Consider the following 19,975-nt stretch of genomic DNA (forward strand, 5'->3'; position numbering starts at 1 on the left):
CTCTTTGGTTGTTGGTGCGGCGCAGTCTAACGGATAGGGCCGGATGCGCCATCACCTGCGTGACCGGCTGTGGTGTGGTGTCCACCCGGTCGATGCGGAATCCGGCTCGTCCCTAGAATGTTCCGCCTCATTGCAGAAAGACCCGCTCATGACCCAGGGACTGATCCGTATCCACGGCGCGCGCCAGCACAACCTCAAGAACATCGACCTGGACATCCGCACGGGCGAGCTCACCGTGGTCACCGGCCCCAGCGGCTCCGGCAAGTCCAGCCTGGTGTTCGACACGCTGTATGCCGAGGGTCAGCGCCGCTACGTGGAGACCTTCAGCGCCTACGCGCGCCAGTTCCTGGACCGCATGGACAAGCCCGCCGTGGACAAGGTGGAGGGTGTGCCCCCGGCCATCGCCATCGACCAGACCAACCCGGTGCGCTCTTCGCGCTCCACCGTGGGCACGATGACCGAGCTGAACGACCACCTCAAGCTGCTGTTCGCGCGCGCCGGCCAGCTCTTCGACCGCGAGACGGCGCTGCCTGTGCGCCACGATTCGCCGGACACCATCCATGCCGAGTTGCAGCGGCGCTGCGCCGCCGAGGACGACCCGCGCATCGTGCTCACTTTTCCCGTGGAACTGCCCGCGGGCACCACCGCGGAGCAGCTGGAGCAATGGCTGTCGGCCAGCGGCTTCACCAAGGTGCAGGCCGAGCGCGAGGTGGCCACGCCCACAGGCCCGCGCAAGCTGCTGGACGTGGTGGCCGACCGCTTCCGCATGGGCAACGTGGAGCGCGCGCGCGCGGTCGAGGCGATCGAGGTCGCGCTCAAGCGCGGCGGGGGGCGGCTCAATGTCTATCGCCTGCGGGACGATGGCGAAGCGGACCTGTGGCGCTTCTCCACCGGCTTGCATTGCCCCGAGAGCGACCTGCGCTACGCCGAGCCCATCGCGTCCATGTTCTCGTTCAACTCCGCCGTGGGTGCCTGCGACACCTGCCGGGGCTTCGGCCGCGTGATCGGCGTGGACTACGGCCTGGTCATTCCCAACGACAAGCTCACGCTGCGCGCCGGTGCGATCAAGACCATCCAGACCCCCGCCTGGAAAGAAGCGCAGGACGACCTCATGCGCCATGCCGAGGCCGCCGGTATCCCGCGCGACACGCCCTGGTACAAGCTCACCGCGGAGCAAAAGCACTGGGTGATCGAAGGCACACCCGGCTTCAAGAACGGCAACTGGAACAAGCAGTGGTACGGCATCCGCCGCTTCTTCGAGTACCTGGAGAGCAAGGCCTACAAGATGCACATCCGCGTGCTGCTGTCCAAGTACCGCAGCTACACGCCATGCCCTGTGTGCGCCGGCGCGCGACTGAAGACCGAGAGCCTGCTGTGGCGGCTGGGCAGCAAGGAGGACGCCGATGCCGTGCTCGACCCCGCGCAGCGCTTCCTGCCGCAGGGCGTGGCCTGGACGCGCGCGCAGCTGGAGGCGCTGCCCGGCCTGTGCCTGCACGACCTGATGTTGCTGCCCATCGACCGCCTGCGGCGCTTCTTCGCGCGCATGGCGGGCGTGCAGAATGCTCCTGTTTCAATAGCTGGTGGCGCTCTCCAGATAAGCGCTACAGGCCAAAACGACTCTCAGGCTGGCGATCGCCAGGCGCTGCAGCTGCTGCATGACGAGATCGCCACGCGCCTCAAGTATCTGTGCGACGTGGGCATCGGCTACCTCACGCTGGACCGGCAAAGCCGCACGCTGTCGGGCGGCGAGGTGCAGCGCATCAACCTGACCACGGCGTTGGGCACCTCGCTGGTGAACACGCTGTTCGTGCTCGACGAGCCCAGCATCGGCCTGCACCCACGCGACATGCACCGCATCACCGAGGCCATGCTGCGCTTGCGCGACGCGGGCAACACGCTGGTGGTGGTGGAGCACGACCCCGCCGTGATGCTCGCGGCCGACCGCGTCCTCGACTTCGGCCCGGGGCCCGGCGAGCGCGGCGGGCAGATCGTGTTCGACGGCACGGTGGGCGAACTGCGCCGCGCGCCCACGCTGACCGGCCAGTACCTCGGCGGGCACAAACAGATCGGCACCGGGCTCAAGCGCCTGGTGACGGATGCCACGCCGCGCCTGGTGCTGGAGGGTGCGCGCGAGCACAACCTGCGCGATGTGAACGTGGAGTTCCCGCTGCAGCGCCTGGTCACCATCACCGGCGTGTCCGGCTCGGGCAAGTCCACGCTGATCCAGGACGTGCTGGCGCCCGCGCTCATGCGCCACTTCGGCAAGGCCACGGAGACGCCCGGCGCGCATGAGCGCCTGCTGGGCGCCGACCACCTGAGCGACGTGGTGTTCGTGGACCAGTCGCCCATTGGCAAGACGGCGCGCTCCAACCCCGTGAGCTATGTGGGTGCGTGGGATGCCATCCGCGAGCTGTTCGCCGTGGCGCCGCTGGCCCGGGAGCGCAGCTACACCGCGGCCAAGTTCAGCTTCAACTCGGGCGACGGGCGCTGCCCCACCTGCGGCGGCTCGGGTTTCGAGCATGTGGAGATGCAGTTCCTGTCGGACGTGTACCTGCGCTGCCCCGACTGCGACGGCAAGCGCTACCGGCCCGAGATCCTGGAGGTGCGCATCGAACGCGGCGGCAGGCTGCTCAACGTGGCGGACGCGCTGGACCTCACCGTGCACGAGGCAGCAGAGCTGTTTGCGAAAGACCGCGAGGTGATCCGCGCGCTGCAGCCCATCGTGGACGTGGGGCTGGAGTACGTGAAGCTGGGCCAGCCTGTGCCCACGCTGAGCGGTGGCGAGGCGCAGCGCCTGAAGCTGGCGGGCTTCCTGGCCGAGGCGGCCCGGAGCCAGGCCAAGTCGCGCCAGCCGCTGGCCCGCAAGGGCACGCTGTTCCTGTTCGACGAGCCCACCACCGGCCTGCACTTCGACGACATCGCCAAGCTCATGCGCGCATTGCGCAAGCTGCTGGACGCGGGGCACTCGCTCATCGTCATCGAGCACAACCTGGACGTGATCCGCGCCAGCGACTGGCTCATCGACCTGGGGCCTGAAGGCGGCGACGCCGGCGGCCAGGTGGTGGCCGAGGGCGCACCCGAGGAGGTGCGCCAGCACCCCACGTCGCACACCGCGCAAGCGCTGCGCGAGTACGAACTGGCGCTGGGCGAGGGCGGCCATTCGGTGCACGAGCAGCAGGCGGCGCTACGAAAAGAGAAGCTGCTCGCGCTGGATGGAAAAGCGCCAGAGGCCAAAAACGCCATAGAGATCGTGAACGCGCGTGAGCACAACCTGCGGCACCTCACGCTGGACATTCCGCGCGGCCGGTTCAACGTGATCACCGGCGTGAGCGGCTCGGGCAAGTCCACGCTGGCGTTCGACATCCTGTTCAACGAGGGCCAGCGCCGCTACCTGGAGAGCCTGAACGCCTACGCCCGCAGCATCGTGCAGCCGGCCGGGCGGCCCGAGGTGGACGCGGTGTACGGCATACCGCCCACCGTGGCCATCGAGCAGCGCCTGTCGCGCGGCGGGCGCAAGAGCACCGTGGGCACGACCACCGAGGTGTGGCATTTCCTGCGCCTGCTGTATGTGAAGCTGGGCGTGCAGCACTGCGTGCACGACGGCGCGGCGGTGCAGCCACAGACCAGCGAGAGCATCGCCGCGCAACTGCTGCGCGACTACCGCGGCCAGCACATCGGCCTGCTCGCGCCCCTGGTCGTGAACCGCAAGGGCGTCTATACCGAACTGGCCGACTGGGCGCGCCCGCGTGGCTACACCCACCTGCGCGTGGACGGCCACTTCCTGCCGACCGCGGGTTTTCCGCGCATCGACCGCTTCAAGGAGCACACCATTGAGCTGCCCGTGGCCAGCGTGGACGTGTCGCCGGAGCATGAAGACACGCTGCGCACGCAACTGTCCAAGGCGCTGGAGCTGGGCAAGGGCGTGGTGCATGTGCTGAGCGGCCTGGACGGCCTGCAGCAGGCGCTGCAGGACGGAGCGCCCACGGCGCACATCGGGCGGCTGCAGGTGTTTTCCACCAAGCGCGCCTGCCCCGTGTGCGCCACCAGCTATGCCGAGCTTCAGCCTTCCCTGTTCTCCTACAACAGCAAGCATGGCTGGTGCCCCGACTGCGTGGGCACGGGCGTCAAGCTGACATCGGCGCAGCGCAAGGTGTTGGACGACTCCGTGCAGTCGGAGGACAACCGCGGCCGCGAGCAAACCTTTGCCGAGCCCGAGATGGAGGACGTGGCCGACGCCGCCTGTCCCACCTGCCAGGGCACGCGCCTGAACCCGGTGGCGCGCGCCGTGCGGTTCGCCGGCACGCCGATCACCGAGGTGGCGCGCCTGTCGGTGGCCGAAGTGCGGCAGTGGATCGCCGGGCTGCAGCTGTCGGGGCGCGAGGCGGAGATTGCGCGCGACCTTGTGCCCGAGATCCAGAGCCGGCTGGAATTCCTGGAGGAAGTCGGGCTGTCCTACCTCACGCTGGACCGCGGCGCGCCCACGCTCAGTGGCGGCGAGGCGCAGCGCATCCGCCTGGCGGCGCAGCTGGGCAGCAACCTGCAGGGCGTGTGCTATGTGCTGGACGAGCCGACCATCGGCCTGCACGCGCGCGACAACCAGATCCTGCTGAACGCCCTGCACAAGCTCGGCGACAAGGGCAACACCCTGGTGGTGGTGGAGCACGACGAGGACACCATCCGCCGCGCCGACCACATCATCGACATCGGCCCCAGCGCGGGCAAGCGCGGCGGGCGCCTGGTGGCCCAGGGCACGGTGGCCGACGTGCAGGCGGCTGCGGACTCGCAGACCGGCCGCTACCTGCTGCATGCCATGCGCCACCCGCTGCAGGCGCGTCGTCCGGTAGATGCTATTGAAAAAGTAGCTGATGGCGCCCATCCGGCGGGCGCTGGAGGCCAAAACGATGCGGAACCCCTGCGCTGGCTCACCGTGCACGGCGCGCACCTGCACAACCTGCAGCAGGTCACTGCACGCGTGCCGCTCAAACGTCTGGTGGCCATCACGGGCGTCAGCGGCTCAGGCAAGTCCACGCTGGCCCGCGACGTGCTGCTCTCCAACGTCGCGGCCTGGGTGGGCCAGCGCGCCACGAAGGCAGGGCGGGAGGCCATGGATGCGGGCAAGGCGCCGCCGCTGGCGGGCTGCGCGGGGCTCTCGTGCTTCGAGACCATCGACCGCGTGCTGGAGGTGGACCAGACGCCCATCGGCAAGACGCCGCGCAGCTGCCCCGCTACCTATATCGGCTTCTGGGACACCATCCGCAAGCTGTTTGCCGAAACGCTGGAGGCCAAGGCGCGCGGCTATGCAGCGGGGCGCTTTTCCTTCAACACCGGCGAAGGCCGCTGCCCGGCCTGCGAAGGGCAGGGCGTGCGCACCATCGAGATGAGCTTCCTGCCCGATGTGAAGGTGCCCTGCGAGGTCTGCCACGGCGCGCGCTTCAACCCCGAGACGCTGGCCGTCACCTGGCGCGGCAAGAGCATCGGCGATGTGCTGCAGATGGAGGTGGACGAAGCCGTGGAGTTCTTCGCCAGCATGCCCGGCATTGCCCACCCACTGCAGCTCTTGAAGGACGTGGGCCTGGGCTACCTCACACTGGGCCAGCCCAGCCCCACGCTCAGCGGCGGCGAGGCACAGCGCATCAAGCTGGTGACCGAGCTCACCAAGGTGCGCGACGACGTAGGCCGGCGCGGGCAGAAAAGCCCGCACACGCTCTACGTGCTGGATGAGCCTACCGTGGGCCTGCACATGGCCGACGTGCACAAGCTCATCCAGGTGCTGCACCGGCTGGTCAACGGCGGCCACAGCGTGGTCGTGATCGAGCACGATCTGGACGTGATTGCCGAGGCCGACTGGATCATTGACCTGGGCCCCGAAGGCGGCAAGGACGGCGGGCGCATCGTGGCGGCAGCCACGCCCGAGGACGTGGTGCGCCAGGGCACGCACACCGGCAAGGCGCTGGCACCGGTGTTGGCGCGCTGACCGGGCCGCGGGGGCTTTTCCTACAGGGTGCGGCGTGCGTGGCTCACACGCCGCCCCCGGGCGCGCTTTCTAGGATCGAACCCATGTTGCCAGCACGCGTTGCTGGCGGTGTTCAACCCCCAACAGCACACAGCGCCATGAATACCTTTGTCAGAACCTCCTGTGCCGCGGCGGTGGCCGCCACTGCCCTTCTTCTCAGCGCCTGCGGCGGAGGCAACGACGACGATCCCACGCCCAGCGACCAACTGGGCGTGTTGACCGTCACCGGCTCCACCGTGGACGGCCTCAACGGGGTGTATGGCGACGGCAACATCAACCTTACCGATGTGGACAAGAAGAACCCCATCGGCTCCTACCCCGAGGTGTGCACCTTCCGCTTCGACGGTGCCAACCGCGTGGGCGGCAGCGGCCAGGCGTTTGGCGACATCCGCTACCAGCCCGATGCCACGTCGGTGTACGAGGCCTTCTTCACCTTCATGGACCGCGAGTTCCGCGCCGACGACGGCTGGAGCGACGTGGCCGTGGTGCGCGACACCGATCGCATCCGCCTGGTCAACAAGACGCTGACGGCCACCGACGGGTCGGGCGCCCGGGTGACGGTTTCAGGCGTGATCCCCATGCGGCCCAACCGCCCATCGGGCTGCTGAGTACCGCTTCCTCCCGCTCTTTTACGGCTCTCTTTTGCTTACCCCTCGCCCCTACTACGGGGTTTGCCCCGGCCCGCTACGGCGCCGGGGCTCTTTTTTGCGCGTGTTGCGCACGTAGTGGATGGGACAATGCGGTCCATGACCGCCACCACCGACACCCTCACGATCACCCGCCCCGACGACTGGCACCTGCACGTGCGCGACGGGGAGCCGCTGCGCACCGTGGTGCCGCACACGGCCGCGCAGTTCGGCCGCGCCATCATCATGCCCAACCTGCGACCGCCGGTGACCACAGCGCAGCAGGCCGCTGAGTACAAGCAGCGCATCCTCACCGCCGTCCCCGAGGGGGTGGCCTTCGAGCCGTTGATGACGCTCTACCTCACCGACAACCTGCCGCCCGACGAGATCGCGCGTGCCAAGGATGCGGGCGTGGTCGCCGCCAAGCTCTACCCCGCAGGCGCCACCACCAACAGCGACGCGGGCGTGACCGATCTGCGCAAGACCTACAAGACGCTGGAGGCCATGCAGAAGGCGGGTCTGCTGCTGCTGGTGCATGGCGAGGTGACCAGCAGCGACATCGACCTGTTTGACCGCGAGGCGGTGTTCATCGAGAAGCAACTCATTCCGCTGCGCCGCGACTTCCCCGAACTGAAGATCGTCTTCGAGCACATCACCACGAAAGAGGCGGCGCAGTACGTGCAGGAGGCCGGCCGCTTCACGGCCGCCACCATCACCGCGCACCACCTGCTGTACAACCGCAACGCCATCTTCACCGGCGGCATCCGCCCGCACTACTACTGCCTGCCCGTGCTCAAGCGCGAGGTGCACCGCCAGGCGCTGGTGCAAGCGGCCACCAGCGGCAGCGACAAGTTCTTCCTGGGCACCGACAGCGCGCCGCACCCCGCGCACCTGAAGGAGCATGCCACCGGCTGCGCGGGCTGCTATACCGCGCACGCCGCCATCGAGATGTACGCCGAGGCCTTCGACAACGCGGGCGCGCTGGACAAGTTGGAAGGCTTTGCCAGCTTCCACGGCCCGGCGTTCTACGGTCTGCCGCGCAACACGGGCACGGTCACGCTGCGCCGCGAGAGCTGGACGCCGCCCGACAGCTTCGCCTTCGGCGAAGCCGCGCTCAAGCCGCTGCGCGCGGGCGAGGCGCTGCCCTGGCGCCTGGTGGCATAAAAAACGTCACAACCCACACAGGGGGAGGTCACCCATGGCGGAACGCCAATTGCGCATTGCGCTGCTGATCGACGCCGACAACGCGCCGGCCGACAAGATCGACGAGATCCTCACCGAACTGTCCACGCTGGGCGAGATCAACGTGCGCCGCGCCTACGGCAACTGGACCAAGTCCGGCCTGGGCGGCTGGCAGCAGCGGCTGCTGGAGTTCGCCATCCGGCCGATCCAGCAGTTCGACTACTCCAAGCGCAAGAACGCCACCGACATGGCGATGACGGTGGACGCGATGGAACTGCTCTATTCAGAGCGGCCCGACGCGTTCGGCATCGTGTCGTCCGACGCTGACTTCACCCCCTTGGTCATGCACCTGCGGGCCAAGGGCTCGGCGGTGTACGGCTTTGGCGCCGCGCAGACGCCCAAGCCTTTCGTGAACGCCTGCTCGCGTTTCCTGTACCTGGAGTCGCTGGTCAGCGAGGAAGACGCCGAGGGCGCACCCCTGCCGGCGCAGCCCGAGGCCACGGCCGCGCCCGCGCAACCCGCCCCCGCCAAGACCGAGGATGTGCCCGCCCCCGGCGTGCCGCTGTGCCCCGCCACGCTGCGCGTGCCCACGGCCCAACTGCGCCAGGACACGCGCCTCATGAACCTGCTGCGTGATGCCGTGCAGGCGTGCGCGGACGAAACCGGCTGGGCCCGCGTGGGCGCGGTGGGCACGCAGATTGGCAACAAGACCTCGTTCGATGCCCGCAACTACGGTTATGCCTCGCTGTCCAAGCTGCTGGCGGCCACGCAGGCCTTCGAGTTCCGCGACGAGGGCACCTCGCGCGTGGCCGTGCGCGACAAGCGCGCGGCGCGTGCTCCGGCCCCGCCCGCCGGTGGGCCGGCCAGCACGTGAGCGAACCCTCCGCCGCGCAGGCGTTGGCGGCCATCGACTGGCAACGCCCCTGGCTTGCGCCGCTGGCGGTGCTGGGGCCACAGGTGGCGGCACGCGTGCAGGCCGGCGCCTGCGTGGCCGACGCGCTCAACGCCGCCATGGACAGCGCGGGGCTGGCGCCGGGTATTCGCTTCGCGCCGCAGCAGGCACTCCCAGCGGGCGAGGCCTATGAGCAGTTCGTCCATGGCCAGCGCCGCGTGCCCACGCGCGACAACCTGCATGACTTCTTCAACGGCCTGATCTGGCTGCACTACCCGGCTACCAAGCGGCGTCTCAACGACTTGCAGGCCCGCGCCATCGCTGCGCAGGGCGTGGGCGCGGTGCGCGGGCCGCTGCGTGACGCGGTCACGGTGTTCGACGAGAACGGCGCCGTGCTGCTGGCGCCGCAACCCCTGCACGAAGCCCTGGCCGCGCGCCAGTGGCGCCGGCTGTGCGTGGAACTGCGCCCGCTGTGGCGGCAGGCGCGGCTGCTGGTCCTGGGCCATGCCCTGCTGGAAAAACTGGTTTCACCCCGAAAATCGATCACAGCGCACGTCTATCAAGCGCAGGCAGCTATCAAAAACGAAGCAATGGTGGACCAGGCGCTGGCGCGAGACCTCAGCGCGCCATGGCTCGCGGCCAAGCCGTTCAATCCCCTGCCGATTCTGGGTGTGCCGGGCTGGTGGCCCGAGAACGAGAACTTTTGCTTCTATGATGACTCCCTCGTTTTCCGCAGCGCGCGCGTCGCATAATGCAACCACAACAGGCGCACCCTTCGCTGCCCGCGCGGCTTGAAGCGCCGCGCTCCATCCCCAACTTGTTTTCTGCCCGCCGCGCCTGTCCGCGGCCTTACCGTCGCTTTCCACGGAGAAGCCATCGATGAAACGCATTGCGCTCTTTTTGCTGACCAACGTCGCCGTCGTGGTGGTGCTGGGCATCGTTGCCAGCCTGCTGGGCGTGAACCGCTACCTGACGGCCAACGGCCTGAACCTGGGTGCCCTGTTGGGCTTTGCCTTCATCATGGGTTTTGGCGGCGCCATCATCTCGCTCCTGATGAGCAAGCCGATCGCCAAGATGAGCATGGGCGTCACGATCATCAACGCGCCGCGCAACGGGGATGAGGCCTGGATCGTGGAGACCGTGCGTGCCTTCTCCGAAAAGGCCGGCATCCAGATGCCCGAGGTCGGCATCTACGAGGGCGAGCCCAATGCCTTCGCCACGGGCGCGTTCAAGAACTCGGCCTTGGTCGCCGTCTCCACGGGTCTCTTGCAGGGCATGACGCGCGAGGAGGTCGAGGCCGTGATCGGCCACGAGGTCGCGCACGTGGCCAATGGCGACATGGTCACCATGGCGCTGATCCAGGGCGTGATGAACACCTTCGTGGTGTTCCTGTCGCGCGTGATCGGCTACGCGGTGGACAGCTTCCTGCGCAGGAACGACGAGAACAGCTCGGGCCCCGGCATCGGCTACATGATCACCACCATCGTGCTGGACATCGTGCTGGGCTTCCTGGCTGCCATCATCGTGGCCTGGTTCTCGCGCCAGCGCGAGTTCCGCGCCGACGCCGGCGCCGCCCAGCTCATGGGGCGCAAGCAGCCCATGATCAACGCGCTGCACCGTCTGGGCGGCATGCACCCGGGCGCCATGCCCCAGAGCCTGCAGGCCATGGGCATCACGGGCAACATCGGCAAGCTGTTCAGCTCGCACCCGCCCATCGAGGAGCGCGTGGCCGCACTGCAAAACAGCCAGAGCGCCTGATCCAGCGCGCGGTCTTTACCTTCGCTTCACAAGCCCCTGTCAACAACCGGCAGGGGCTTTTGCGTTGTAAAGGCATGACTGCCAGGAATGCGCCATGACGATGAACTTCCCTGTTTCTCTGGGCATGCGCCGCGTGCTGCCAGCCGTGGCGCTGGCCAGCGCCATCGTGGCACTGACCGGCTGCGTGGTGGCTCCGGCGTACCCCGTCGTGCCGCAGGGCGAGGTGGTGTATGCGCCGGCGCCCCCGCCGCCGCTGCGCACCGAGGTGATTCCTGTCGCGCCCTCGCCGGTGCATGTGTGGATCAACGGTTACTGGGGCTGGGGTGGCGGGCGCTATGTATGGACGCCGGGCTACTGGGCCGTGCCGCCGCACCGCGGCCACGTGTGGCACCCCTACCGCTGGCAACAGGGCCCGCAGGGCTGGTACCGCGGCGGCGGGCGCTGGGGGCCGCGCTGAACCCGACCGGCGATCAACCGCTGGTCGCTGCTGCCTCTGGCGCCGCCTGCGGGGCGGGCGGCAGCGCACTGCGGCCGGCCTTGGCCAACAGGAAGTCGATGCAGGTGCGCACCGCGCGCGTCTGGTGCCGGTTGGGCATGTACAGCAGGTACATGTGGGTGCCGAAGATGCTTGTATCTTTAAACCAGACCAGCGCGGTAGAGTCTGAACGCCGTTGAGGCGGCCAGACCGGCCCGTGCAGTTTGGTAGGCGCTGGGGTGATAGAGCCCGTGACTGAGTACAGAACGCATGGCCGCCGCGCTGGTCTTCGTGAAGCCCGAACGGTTACGCGCGCCTTGATTGAGCGCGCATGCACAAGCAAGGGATCTGAAGATCATGTCTGTTACCTCAGTGACGGTGGGCATCGACGTGGCCAAGGCGCACGTGGATGTCTGTGTGCTGGGTGCCAAGAGCAGCGCCCAGCGGTTTGACAACGATGCCGAAGGCCACTCGGCGCTGGCGGCTGCCCTGCAGCCCCTGGACGTGGGTCTGGTGGTGATGGAGGCCACCGGCGGCTACGAGGCCGCGTTAGCGTGTGCCCTGCAGGCCACAGGCCTGCCCGTGGCGGTCATCAACCCGCGCCAGGCGCGCGACTTCGCCAAATCCATGGGACGCCTGGCCAAGACCGACGCGGTGGATGCGCGCACGCTGGCCGAGCTGGCAGCGGTGCTGCTGCGCCGCGACGATCTGCAGCGCTTCTTGCGCCCCCTGGCCGATGAGCGCCAGCAGTGGCTCGCGGCCCTGGTCACGCGCAGGCGCCAGTTGCTGACCATGCTCCATTCGGAGCGCCAACGGCTGCAGATCACGCCCAAGAAGCTGCACGCCAGCATCGAGGCCATCGAGGCGGCGATCAAGGCGCAGCTCGATGAGATCGAAGAGCAGATGGTCACGCATGTGCGCGAGCACTTTGGGGAGCTCGACACGCTGCTGCAGTCGGCTGCGGGAGTCGGCCCGGTGGCCAGTGCCACGATGATTGCCGAGCTGCCAGAGCTGGGCCGGCTGAACCGGCGCGAGATCGCTGCATTGGTGGGCGTGGCGCCCATGGCCAATGACTCCGGCGGCAGCAAGGGCAGGCGGCGCGTACAAGGCGGGCGCTTCGAGATCCGCCGCGTGCTGTACATGGCAACGCTCACGGCCACCCGCTACAACCCGGCCATCAAGGCCTTCTACGAGCGTCTGAAGGCCGCTGGCAAGTTGCCCAAGGTCGCCCTGGTCGCTTGCATGCGCAAGTTGCTCACCACGCTCAACGCCATGGTGCGCACTGGAAAACCTTGGGACAAGTCGCTTCATTGCGCTTGACTTCGAAGACGGTTACTCAGGCGGTATTCCTGCAGCGTGGTCAGCACCTCGCCGCTGGCGATCTTGTCCTGCACCACATAGTCGGGCACCACGCCCACGCCCAAGCCCGCCAACACACCCTGGCGCAGGAAGGGAAAGTGCTCTGAGATCAGCGTGGGCTCCAGCATCACCTCTTGCCGCTCCAGCCCCTGGTAGGCCGCCAGGCGCAACTGGCGCCCCATCACGCCGGCCGTGATCACCGGGGCATTGCGCAGCTCCAGCAGCGTGCGCGGCAGGCCGTGGCGGGCGGCGTAGTCCAGCGATGCGCAGGCCACATAGCGCACGTCGCCCAGGCTGCGCGCCACCACCGACAGCGGCGGCTCCTGGATCACGCGGATGGCGATGTCCACCTCGTCGCGCAGGTTGTCGGCGCGGTTCTCGAACAGCACGTCCAGCACGATGCCCGGGTACAGCTGCTTGAACTCGATCAGCCAGTCGCTCATCACCATCTGGCCGTAGCCGCTGGGCACGCTGATGCCCACGCGCCCGCGCAGCTCCTGGCCCAGGCTGGTGATGGTCTCCTGTGCGGCGGCCAACTCGTTGCGCACATTGCGGCCATGTTCATACAGGCGCAGCCCCACCTCGGTGGGCTCCACGCGGCGCGTGGTGCGCTTGACCAGCTGCACGCCCAGCGACTTCTCCAGCTGCGCCAGGTGGTAGCTGACGTTGGCGCGGGTCATCTTCAGCTTGCGCGCGGCCTGGCTCAGGTTGCCGCTGTCCACGATCTCCACCAGCAGGGTCAGGGCATTCAGGTCCATGTCAGGCTCCGGTGGAAGTAGGTATTTGTTCAAAAAGATTTGACGCTCTGTCAATTTGACTGTGGATTGTAAAGAACCATTATCAGAACAAGAATGCGACTTTTCCGTTACGAGACACCGGAGACGTACGCATGAGCCCTGCCGCCCAGGCCCCTGAAGTCCAGACCCGCCGCGAAGGCGCGGTGCTGGTGGTCAGCATCAACAACCCGCCCGTCAATGCCCTGGGGCAGGCGGTGCGCGCCGGCCTGCTGGCCGCGGTGGAGCAGGCCGAGGGCGATGCCGCCGTGCGCGCCCTGCTGATCGTGTGCGAGGGCAAGGCCTTCATCGCCGGTGCCGACATCCGCGAGTTCGGCAAGCCCCCGGTGCCGCCGTCGCTGCCCGAGGTGTGCAACCGCCTGGAGTCCTGCGGCAAGCTGGTGGTCGCCGCCATCCACGGCGCCGCGCTGGGCGGAGGGCTGGAAGTGGCGCTGTCCGCGCACTACCGCCTGGCCTTGCCCGCGGCCAGCCTGGGCCTGCCCGAGGTGAACCTGGGCCTGCTGCCCGGCGCCGGCGGCACCCAGCGCGCGCCGCGCCTGATGGGCGTGAAGGCGGCAGCCGAGCTGATGCTCAGCGGCAAGCATTTGAGCGCCAAGGCCGCCGCCGCGGCGGGCCTGGTGGACCGACTGGTCGAAGGCACCGACCCCGTGGCCGCCGGCCTGGCCTACGCCAACGAGCTGCTGGCCCAGGGCGCGCAGCCGCGCCGCACGCGGGACCTGAAGATTGCCGACCAGGCCGCCGCGCTGGCCGAGCTGGACGCGCTGGCGCTTGAGACCGCCAAGAAGACCCGCGGCCTGTTCTCGCCCGGCAAGATCGTGGAATGCGTGCGCGCCGCTGTGGAGCTGCCGTTCGACGAGGGCATCGCCAAGGAGCGCGCGCTGTTCGTCGAATGCCTGAACAGCCCGCAGCGCCAGGGCCTGGTGCACGCGTTCTTCGCCGAGCGCGAGACCGCCAAGATCCCCGAGGCGCAGGCCGCCGCGCCGCGCCACTTCGCCAAGATCGCCATCATCGGCGGCGGCACCATGGGCGCGGGCATCACCGTGTCCGCGCTGGACGCCGGCCTCACCGTGACCATGATCGAGCGCGACGCAGAATCCATCGCGCGCGGCCAGAAGAACGTCGAGAAGGTCTACGACGGCCTGATCGCCAAGGGCCGCATGACCGCGGAAGGCAAGGCCGCCATCCTGGCGCGCTACACGCCCAGCACCCGCTACGACGACATCGCCGATGTGGACCTGGTGATCGAGGCCGTGTTCGAGGACCTGGAGGTCAAGAAGGCCGTGTTCAAGGAGCTGGACCGCGTCTGCAAGCCGGGCGCGGTGCTGGCCACCAACACCTCGTACCTGGACATCGACGCGATTGCCGCCGCCACCTCGCGCCCGCAGGATGTGATCGGCCTGCATTTCTTCAGCCCGGCGAACATCATGAAGCTGCTGGAGATCGTGGTGCCCGCCAAGGTGGCGCCCGACGTGGTGACCACCGCCTTCGCGCTGGCCAAGAAGATGAAGAAGGTGCCCGTGCGCGCCGGCGTGTGCGACGGCTTCATCGGCAACCGCATCCTGGCTGTGTACAAGCAGGCGGCTGACTACCTGATGGAAGACGGCGCCAGCCCCTACGAAATCGACGAGGCCGTGCGCGGCTTCGGCTTTGCGATGGGTCCGTTCCAGGTGACCGACCTGGCCGGTGGCGACATCGGCTGGGCCACGCGCAAGCGGCGCGCCGCCACGCGCGACCCCCAGGCCCGCTACGTCGAGGTGGCCGACCGCGTCTGTGAGCGCGGCTGGTTCGGCCAGAAGACCGGCCGGGGCTTTTACCTCTACCCGCAGGGCGCCCGCGTGGGCCAGCCCGACCCCGAGGTGCTGGCCATCGTGGACGCCGAGCGCGCCAAGAAGGGCATCACGCCGCGCCAATTCACGGCCGACGAGATCATGCGCCGCTACATGGCTGCCATGGTCAACGAAGGCGCCAAGGTGGTGCAAGAGGGCATTGCCCTGCGCCCGCTGGATGTGGACGTGACTTTCCTGTCCGGCTACGGTTTTCCGCGCTGGCGCGGCGGCCCGATGAAGTGGGCCGACATGACGGGCCTGGACAAGGTGCTGGCCGACATCCAGGCCTTTGCCAAGGAAGACCCGCTGTTCTGGAAGCCCGCGCCGCTGCTGGAACAGCTGGTGGCCGAGGGCCGCAACTTCGACAGCCTGAACAAGGCAGCTTGATTCTCTGGCCGATTATCAAAAACAGGAGCTGTCAGCGCTTGTCATTCAAAGGTTTCAATGGGTTTTCATGCTTGAAGGCCCATTGAACAAGCGCTAGCAGCTATCAACAACACAGCATCCCGAGACACCAGGAGACCCGCCATGCGCGAAGCCGTCATCGTTTCCACCGCCCGCACGCCGCTGGCCAAGTCGCACCGCGGCGAGTTCAACCAAACCCCGGGCGCCCAGCTGGGGGCTTTCTCGGTGCAGGCCGCCGTGCAGCGCGCCGGCATCGACCCCGGCCTGATCGAAGACCTGGTCTGGGGCTGTGGCTACCCCGAGGGCACCACCGGCCGCAACATCGGCCGCCAGACCGCGCTGCGCGCCGGCCTGCCGGTGACGGTGGGCGGCACGGTGATCAACCGCTTCTGCTCCTCGGGCCTGCAGGCGATCGCCGTGGCCGCAGGCCGCATCGTCCTGGAGGGCGTGCCGGCCATGGTGGCCGGCGGCGTGGAGAGCATTTCGCTCATGAACCCGGCCGGCCGCAGTGGCGCCTCGCACCTGGATCCCTGGCTGGTGGAGCACAAGCCCGCGCTGTTCATGGAGATGATCGACACCGCCGACGTGGTGGCCCAGCGCTACGGCATCACGCGCGAGGACCAGGACGCGTTCTCGCTGCAGAGCCAGCAGCGCACGGCCGCCGCCCAGGCCAGCGGCGTGTTCGACAACGAGATCGTGCCCTGCGCCACCACCATGGCCGAGAAGAACAAGGAAACCGGCGAGGTGACCTACCGCGAGGTGGTCGCCACCATGGACAACTGCAACCGCCCCGGCACCACGCTCGAAGGCCTGGCCAAGCTGGAGCCCGTGAAGGGCGCGGGCAAGTTCGTCACGGCGGGCAATGCCTCGCAGCTGTCCGACGGCTCGGCCGCCTGCGTGATGATGGAAGCCAAGGAGGCCGAGCGCCGCGGCCTGCAGGCCTTGGGCGCCTTCCGCGGCTTTGCCGTGGCGGGCTGCGAGCCCGACGAGATGGGCATCGGCCCCGTGTTCGCGGTGCCGCGCCTGCTGGAGCGTGCGGGCCTGAAGGTGGAGGACATCGCCCTGTGGGAGCTGAACGAGGCCTTCGCCTCGCAGGCCCTGTACTGCCAGCGGCAGCTGGGCATCCCGATGGACCGGCTCAACGTCAACGGCGGCGCCATCTCCATCGGCCACCCGTTCGGCATGACGGGCGCGCGCCTGGCCGGCCACGTCCTGCTGGAAGGCCAGCGCCGCAAGGCCAAGGACCCGTCCGTGAAATGGGCCGTGGTGACCATGTGCATCGGCGGCGGCCAGGGCGCGGCCGGGCTGTTTGAAATTTTCTGAAGAGACTCCCATGGATCTGCAATTCACCCCCGAGGAGCAGGCATTTCGCGACGAAGTGCGTGCGTTCCTGAAAGACAAGCTGCCCGCGCGCATCGCCGCCAAGGTCAAGGCCGGCCAGCGCCTGACCAAGGAAGACCAGGAGGAGTGGCACGCCATCCTCAACGAGCGCGGCTGGCTGGCCAACCATTGGCCCCAGGAACACGGCGGCCCCGGCTGGGGCGCGGTGCAGAAGTTCATCTTCGACACCGAATGCGCGCTGGCCGGCGGCCCGCGCATCGTGCCGTTCGGCGTGAACATGCTCGGCCCGGTGCTGATCAAGTACGGCAACGAGCAGCAAAAGAAGTACTGGCTGCCCCGCATCCTGAACGGCGATGACTGGTGGTGCCAGGGTTATTCGGAGCCTGGCGCGGGCTCGGATCTGGCCTCGGTCAAGACCACGGCCGTGCGCGACGGCGACCACTACATCGTCAACGGGCAAAAGACCTGGACCACCCAGGGCCAGCACGCCAACATGATCTTCTGCCTGGTGCGCACCAACAAGGACGCCAAGGCGCAGGCCGGTATCAGCTTCCTGCTGGTGGACATGACGGCGCCCGGCGTGGAGCTGCGCCCCATCCGCACGCTGGACGGCGACAAGGAAGTCAACGAAGTCTTCTTCACCGACGTGAAGGTGCCCGTGGAAAACCTGGTCGGCGAAGAGAACAAGGGCTGGACCTACGCCAAGTACCTGCTGACGTATGAGCGCACCGGCATCGCCGGCGTGGGCTTTTGCATCTCGGCGCTGGCCAAGCTCAAGGTCATCGCCGCCAAGGTGCACAAGAACGGCAAGCCTTTGAGCCAGGACCCGCTGTTCGCCGCGCGCATGGCGCGCGTGGAGATCGACCTGGAAAACATGAAGACCACCAACCTGCGCGTGATCGCCGCCGTGGCCGGCGGCGGCGTGCCCGGTGCGGAAAGCTCCATGCTGAAGATCCGCGGCACCGAGATCCGCCAGGAAATCCTGTCGCTGATCCGCCGCGCCATGGGGCCGTATGCCGTGCCCTACATCGACGAGGCCCAGTACGAGGGCTGGAACGAGGCGCCCGTGGGCGGCATCGACGAGGCCGCCACCGCCGCGGCCAGCTACTTCAACTACCGCAAGCTGTCGATCTTCGGCGGCTCCAACGAAATCCAGAAGAACATCATCTCCAAGATGATCCTGGGCCTGTGACCGAACCGCGCGGGAAGAAAAGCACATGAACTTCGCACACACCGAAGACCGCCGCATGCTGGCGGACACGCTCGGCCGCTTCGTCTCCGAGCAGTACGCCATCGAGGCGCGCAACCGCATCGCCTATGGCGACGAGGGCCACAGCCCGCAGCTGTATGCGCAGCTGGCCGAACTGGGCGCCATCGGCGCGCTGTTTCCCGAGTCCGAGGGCGGCTTTGGCGGCGCGGGCTTTGACATCAGCGTGGTGTTCGAGAGCCTGGGCCGCGGCCTGGTGGCCGAACCCCTGCTGGGCGCGCTGGTGGTGGGCCAGGCGCTGATCGCCGCGGGCAGCGACGCACAGAAGGCGCGGCTGGAAGACCTTGTGGCCGGCACCGCCATCGCCGCGCTGGCACATGACGAGCCCGGCGGCCACTACGAGCTGAACCGCGTGACCACCACTGCCGCACGCACGGCCAGCGGTTGGGAGCTGAACGGCGCCAAGGGCGTGGTGGCCTTCGGCGAAAAGGCCGACCTGCTGCTGGTCTCGGCACGCACGGCCTGCGGGCCGCTGGACGAGGCGGGCATCAGCCTGTTCCTGGTCGATGGCAATGCGGCCGGCATCGCCAAGCGCGCCTACAACCGCTTCGAGGGCGGCCGTGCCGCCGAACTCACCTTCAACAATGTGCAACTGCCGGCCGACGCGCTGCTGGGCGCCGAGGGCGAGGGCCACGCCGTGCTGCAGCACATCGCGGGCTATGCGCTGCTGGCGCTGTCCGCCGAGTCGCTGGGCGCGATGGACGTGGCCAAGGACCAAACGCTGGAATACCTGCGCACGCGCAAGCAGTTCGGCGTGGCCATCGGCACCTTCCAGGCCCTGCAGCACCGCATGGCCGACCTGCTGCTGGAAGTCGAGCAGGCGCGCTCGGCCGTGATCAACGCCGCCGACGCCATCGACAACGCCCAGGGGGCCGCGCGCGACCGGGCGCTGTCCGCCGCCAAGTACACCGTGGGCTACGTGGGCACGCAGGTGGCCGAGGAGAGCATCCAGCTGCACGGCGGCATCGGCATGACCTGGGAGCTGCCCCTGGCGCACTACGCCAAGCGCCTGGTGATGATCGGCCACCAGTTTGGCGACGAGGACCACCACCTGCAGCGCTTCATGGCCCTGGCGGCCTGAGGCGGGTCTCTGGAGCCCCTTCTTCGTTGGAAGAGGGGGTTAAGCATAAAAATAGCCACGAGCCATTGCGCATCAAGCGCGGATAGCTACAAAATAAATAGCATAGGAGATGCCCGTGACCGACAAAGCCCTGGATGGCGCGCCCGACGGCGTCCTGCGCACCCGCCGTGAAGGCGCCGTGCTCGTGTTGTCCCACAACAATGTGGCGGCGCGCAATGCGTTGTCGCCGGCCTTCTATGCCGCCGTCACCCAGGCCCTGGTGGACGCGGTGGCAGACCCCACCATCGGCGCCGTGGTGCTGACCGGTGAGGGCGGGCACTTCTGCGCAGGGGGCGATCTGCGCCAGCTGGCCAAGCGCCGCGAGCTGCCCATCGCGGAGCGCCGCGCCAAGCTGGAAGGCCTGCACGACCTGATCCGCGCCGTGCGCGACTGCCCCAAGCCCGTGATCGCAGCGGTGGAGGGCGCGGCCGCGGGCGCCGGCCTGTCGCTGGCGCTGGCCTGCGACATGCTGGTGGCGGCAAAGAATGCGGTGTTCTCCGTGGCCTACGTCAAGGTGGGCCTCACGCCCGACGGCGGCGCCACGGCTTTCCTGGCCGAGTTCGTCTCGCGCCAGGTGCTGACCGAGCTGTGCCTGACGGGTGAGCGCATCAGCGGCGAGCGCATGCACCAGCTCGGCCCGGTGAACCGGCTGTGCGAGCCCGGGCACGCACTGGCCGATGCGGTGGCGCTGGCTGCGCAGGTGGCCAGCGGCCCCGCGTGGACCATGGCCCGCATCAAGGAGCTGTGCCGCGCCGCGCCGCGCACCACGCTGGAGCAGCAGCTGGAGCTGGAGGCGCAGTGCATGGTGCGCGCGCAGGAGACCGCCGAATCGCGCGAGGGCATCGGGGCCTTTCTGGAAAAGCGCGCACCCGACTACACGAAACTGCGCGGCGCGCACTGATTTTCGTATTGGCCGA

14 protein-coding genes and 1 pseudogene are annotated in these 19,975 nt (G+C 68.3%); 13 read left to right on the plus strand and 2 right to left on the minus strand.

Going from position 1 to position 19,975, the window contains the following annotated elements; translation table 11 throughout:
• Positions 1–148 precede the first annotated feature (148 nt).
• The 7 genes from uvrA (at position 149) to MRB47_RS03870 (ending at position 10,928) form a co-directional block, all read left to right on the plus strand.
• The gene (gene uvrA, locus MRB47_RS03840; RefSeq protein WP_252101943.1) at positions 149–5,974 is read left to right on the plus strand and encodes an excinuclease ABC subunit UvrA; all 5,826 of its coding nucleotides are present in this window, start codon (positions 149–151) and stop codon (positions 5,972–5,974) included.
• A gap of 137 nt (positions 5,975–6,111) precedes the next feature.
• On the plus strand, positions 6,112–6,621 hold the full coding sequence (locus MRB47_RS03845; protein WP_088888312.1) for a hypothetical protein: 510 nt from the start codon (positions 6,112–6,114) through the stop codon (positions 6,619–6,621).
• A 138-nt stretch (positions 6,622–6,759) separates the two neighbouring features.
• Positions 6,760–7,803, plus strand: a complete 1,044-nt coding sequence (pyrC, locus tag MRB47_RS03850; RefSeq protein ID WP_252101944.1) for a dihydroorotase — start codon at positions 6,760–6,762, stop codon at positions 7,801–7,803.
• Positions 7,804–7,837: 34 nt separating this feature from the next.
• Positions 7,838–8,695 (plus strand): NYN domain-containing protein, encoded by an 858-nt coding sequence (locus MRB47_RS03855; protein WP_123676838.1) that lies wholly within the window; start codon positions 7,838–7,840, stop codon positions 8,693–8,695.
• Positions 8,692–9,465, plus strand: a complete 774-nt coding sequence (locus tag MRB47_RS03860) for a DUF3025 domain-containing protein (protein ID WP_252101945.1) — start codon at positions 8,692–8,694, stop codon at positions 9,463–9,465. The genes MRB47_RS03855 and MRB47_RS03860 overlap by 4 nt, the downstream gene beginning before the upstream one ends.
• Before the next feature lie 127 nt (positions 9,466–9,592).
• The gene (gene htpX / locus MRB47_RS03865; RefSeq protein WP_088888315.1) at positions 9,593–10,471 is read left to right on the plus strand and encodes a protease HtpX; all 879 of its coding nucleotides are present in this window, start codon (positions 9,593–9,595) and stop codon (positions 10,469–10,471) included.
• 94 nt (positions 10,472–10,565) lie between these two features.
• Positions 10,566–10,928, plus strand: a complete 363-nt coding sequence (locus MRB47_RS03870) for a hypothetical protein (RefSeq protein WP_252101946.1) — start codon at positions 10,566–10,568, stop codon at positions 10,926–10,928.
• Positions 10,929–10,941: 13 nt separating this feature from the next.
• Here the strand turns inward: MRB47_RS03870 and MRB47_RS03875 are convergent.
• Positions 10,942–11,100: pseudogene (locus MRB47_RS03875) on the minus strand (LysR family transcriptional regulator); the annotation flags it as partial.
• Between the two features lie 203 nt (positions 11,101–11,303).
• Here MRB47_RS03875 and MRB47_RS03880 point away from each other — a divergent pair.
• The gene (locus MRB47_RS03880) at positions 11,304–12,266 is read left to right on the plus strand and encodes an IS110 family transposase (RefSeq protein WP_011804582.1); all 963 of its coding nucleotides are present in this window, start codon (positions 11,304–11,306) and stop codon (positions 12,264–12,266) included.
• Here MRB47_RS03880 and MRB47_RS03885 read toward each other — a convergent pair.
• Positions 12,254–13,063 (minus strand): LysR family transcriptional regulator, encoded by an 810-nt coding sequence (locus MRB47_RS03885; RefSeq protein ID WP_252101947.1) that lies wholly within the window; start codon positions 13,061–13,063, stop codon positions 12,254–12,256. The genes MRB47_RS03880 and MRB47_RS03885 overlap by 13 nt on opposite strands.
• A 131-nt stretch (positions 13,064–13,194) precedes the next feature.
• Between MRB47_RS03885 and MRB47_RS03890 the strand changes: the two genes are divergently transcribed.
• The 5 genes from MRB47_RS03890 (at position 13,195) to MRB47_RS03910 (ending at position 19,959) form a co-directional block, all read left to right on the plus strand.
• Entirely contained in the window at positions 13,195–15,312 is a 2,118-nt protein-coding gene (locus tag MRB47_RS03890) for a 3-hydroxyacyl-CoA dehydrogenase NAD-binding domain-containing protein (RefSeq protein WP_252101948.1), read from the plus strand.
• 141 nt (positions 15,313–15,453) lie between these two features.
• Entirely contained in the window at positions 15,454–16,653 is a 1,200-nt protein-coding gene (locus tag MRB47_RS03895) for an acetyl-CoA C-acyltransferase (protein ID WP_252101949.1), read from the plus strand.
• 10 nt (positions 16,654–16,663) lie between these two features.
• Positions 16,664–17,863, plus strand: a complete 1,200-nt coding sequence (locus MRB47_RS03900) for an acyl-CoA dehydrogenase family protein (RefSeq protein ID WP_123676833.1) — start codon at positions 16,664–16,666, stop codon at positions 17,861–17,863.
• Between the two features lie 25 nt (positions 17,864–17,888).
• A complete protein-coding gene (locus MRB47_RS03905) occupies positions 17,889–19,019 on the plus strand; it encodes an acyl-CoA dehydrogenase family protein (RefSeq protein ID WP_252101950.1) in 1,131 nt (376 codons plus the stop codon).
• 109 nt (positions 19,020–19,128) lie between these two features.
• On the plus strand, positions 19,129–19,959 hold the full coding sequence (locus MRB47_RS03910) for an oxepin-CoA hydrolase, alternative type (protein ID WP_252101951.1): 831 nt from the start codon (positions 19,129–19,131) through the stop codon (positions 19,957–19,959).
• Positions 19,960–19,975: the final 16 nt, after the last annotated feature.

The organism is Diaphorobacter sp. LI3, assembly GCF_022807955.1.
GTDB classification, from domain to species: Bacteria; Pseudomonadota; Gammaproteobacteria; order Burkholderiales; family Burkholderiaceae_C; genus Diaphorobacter; species Diaphorobacter nitroreducens.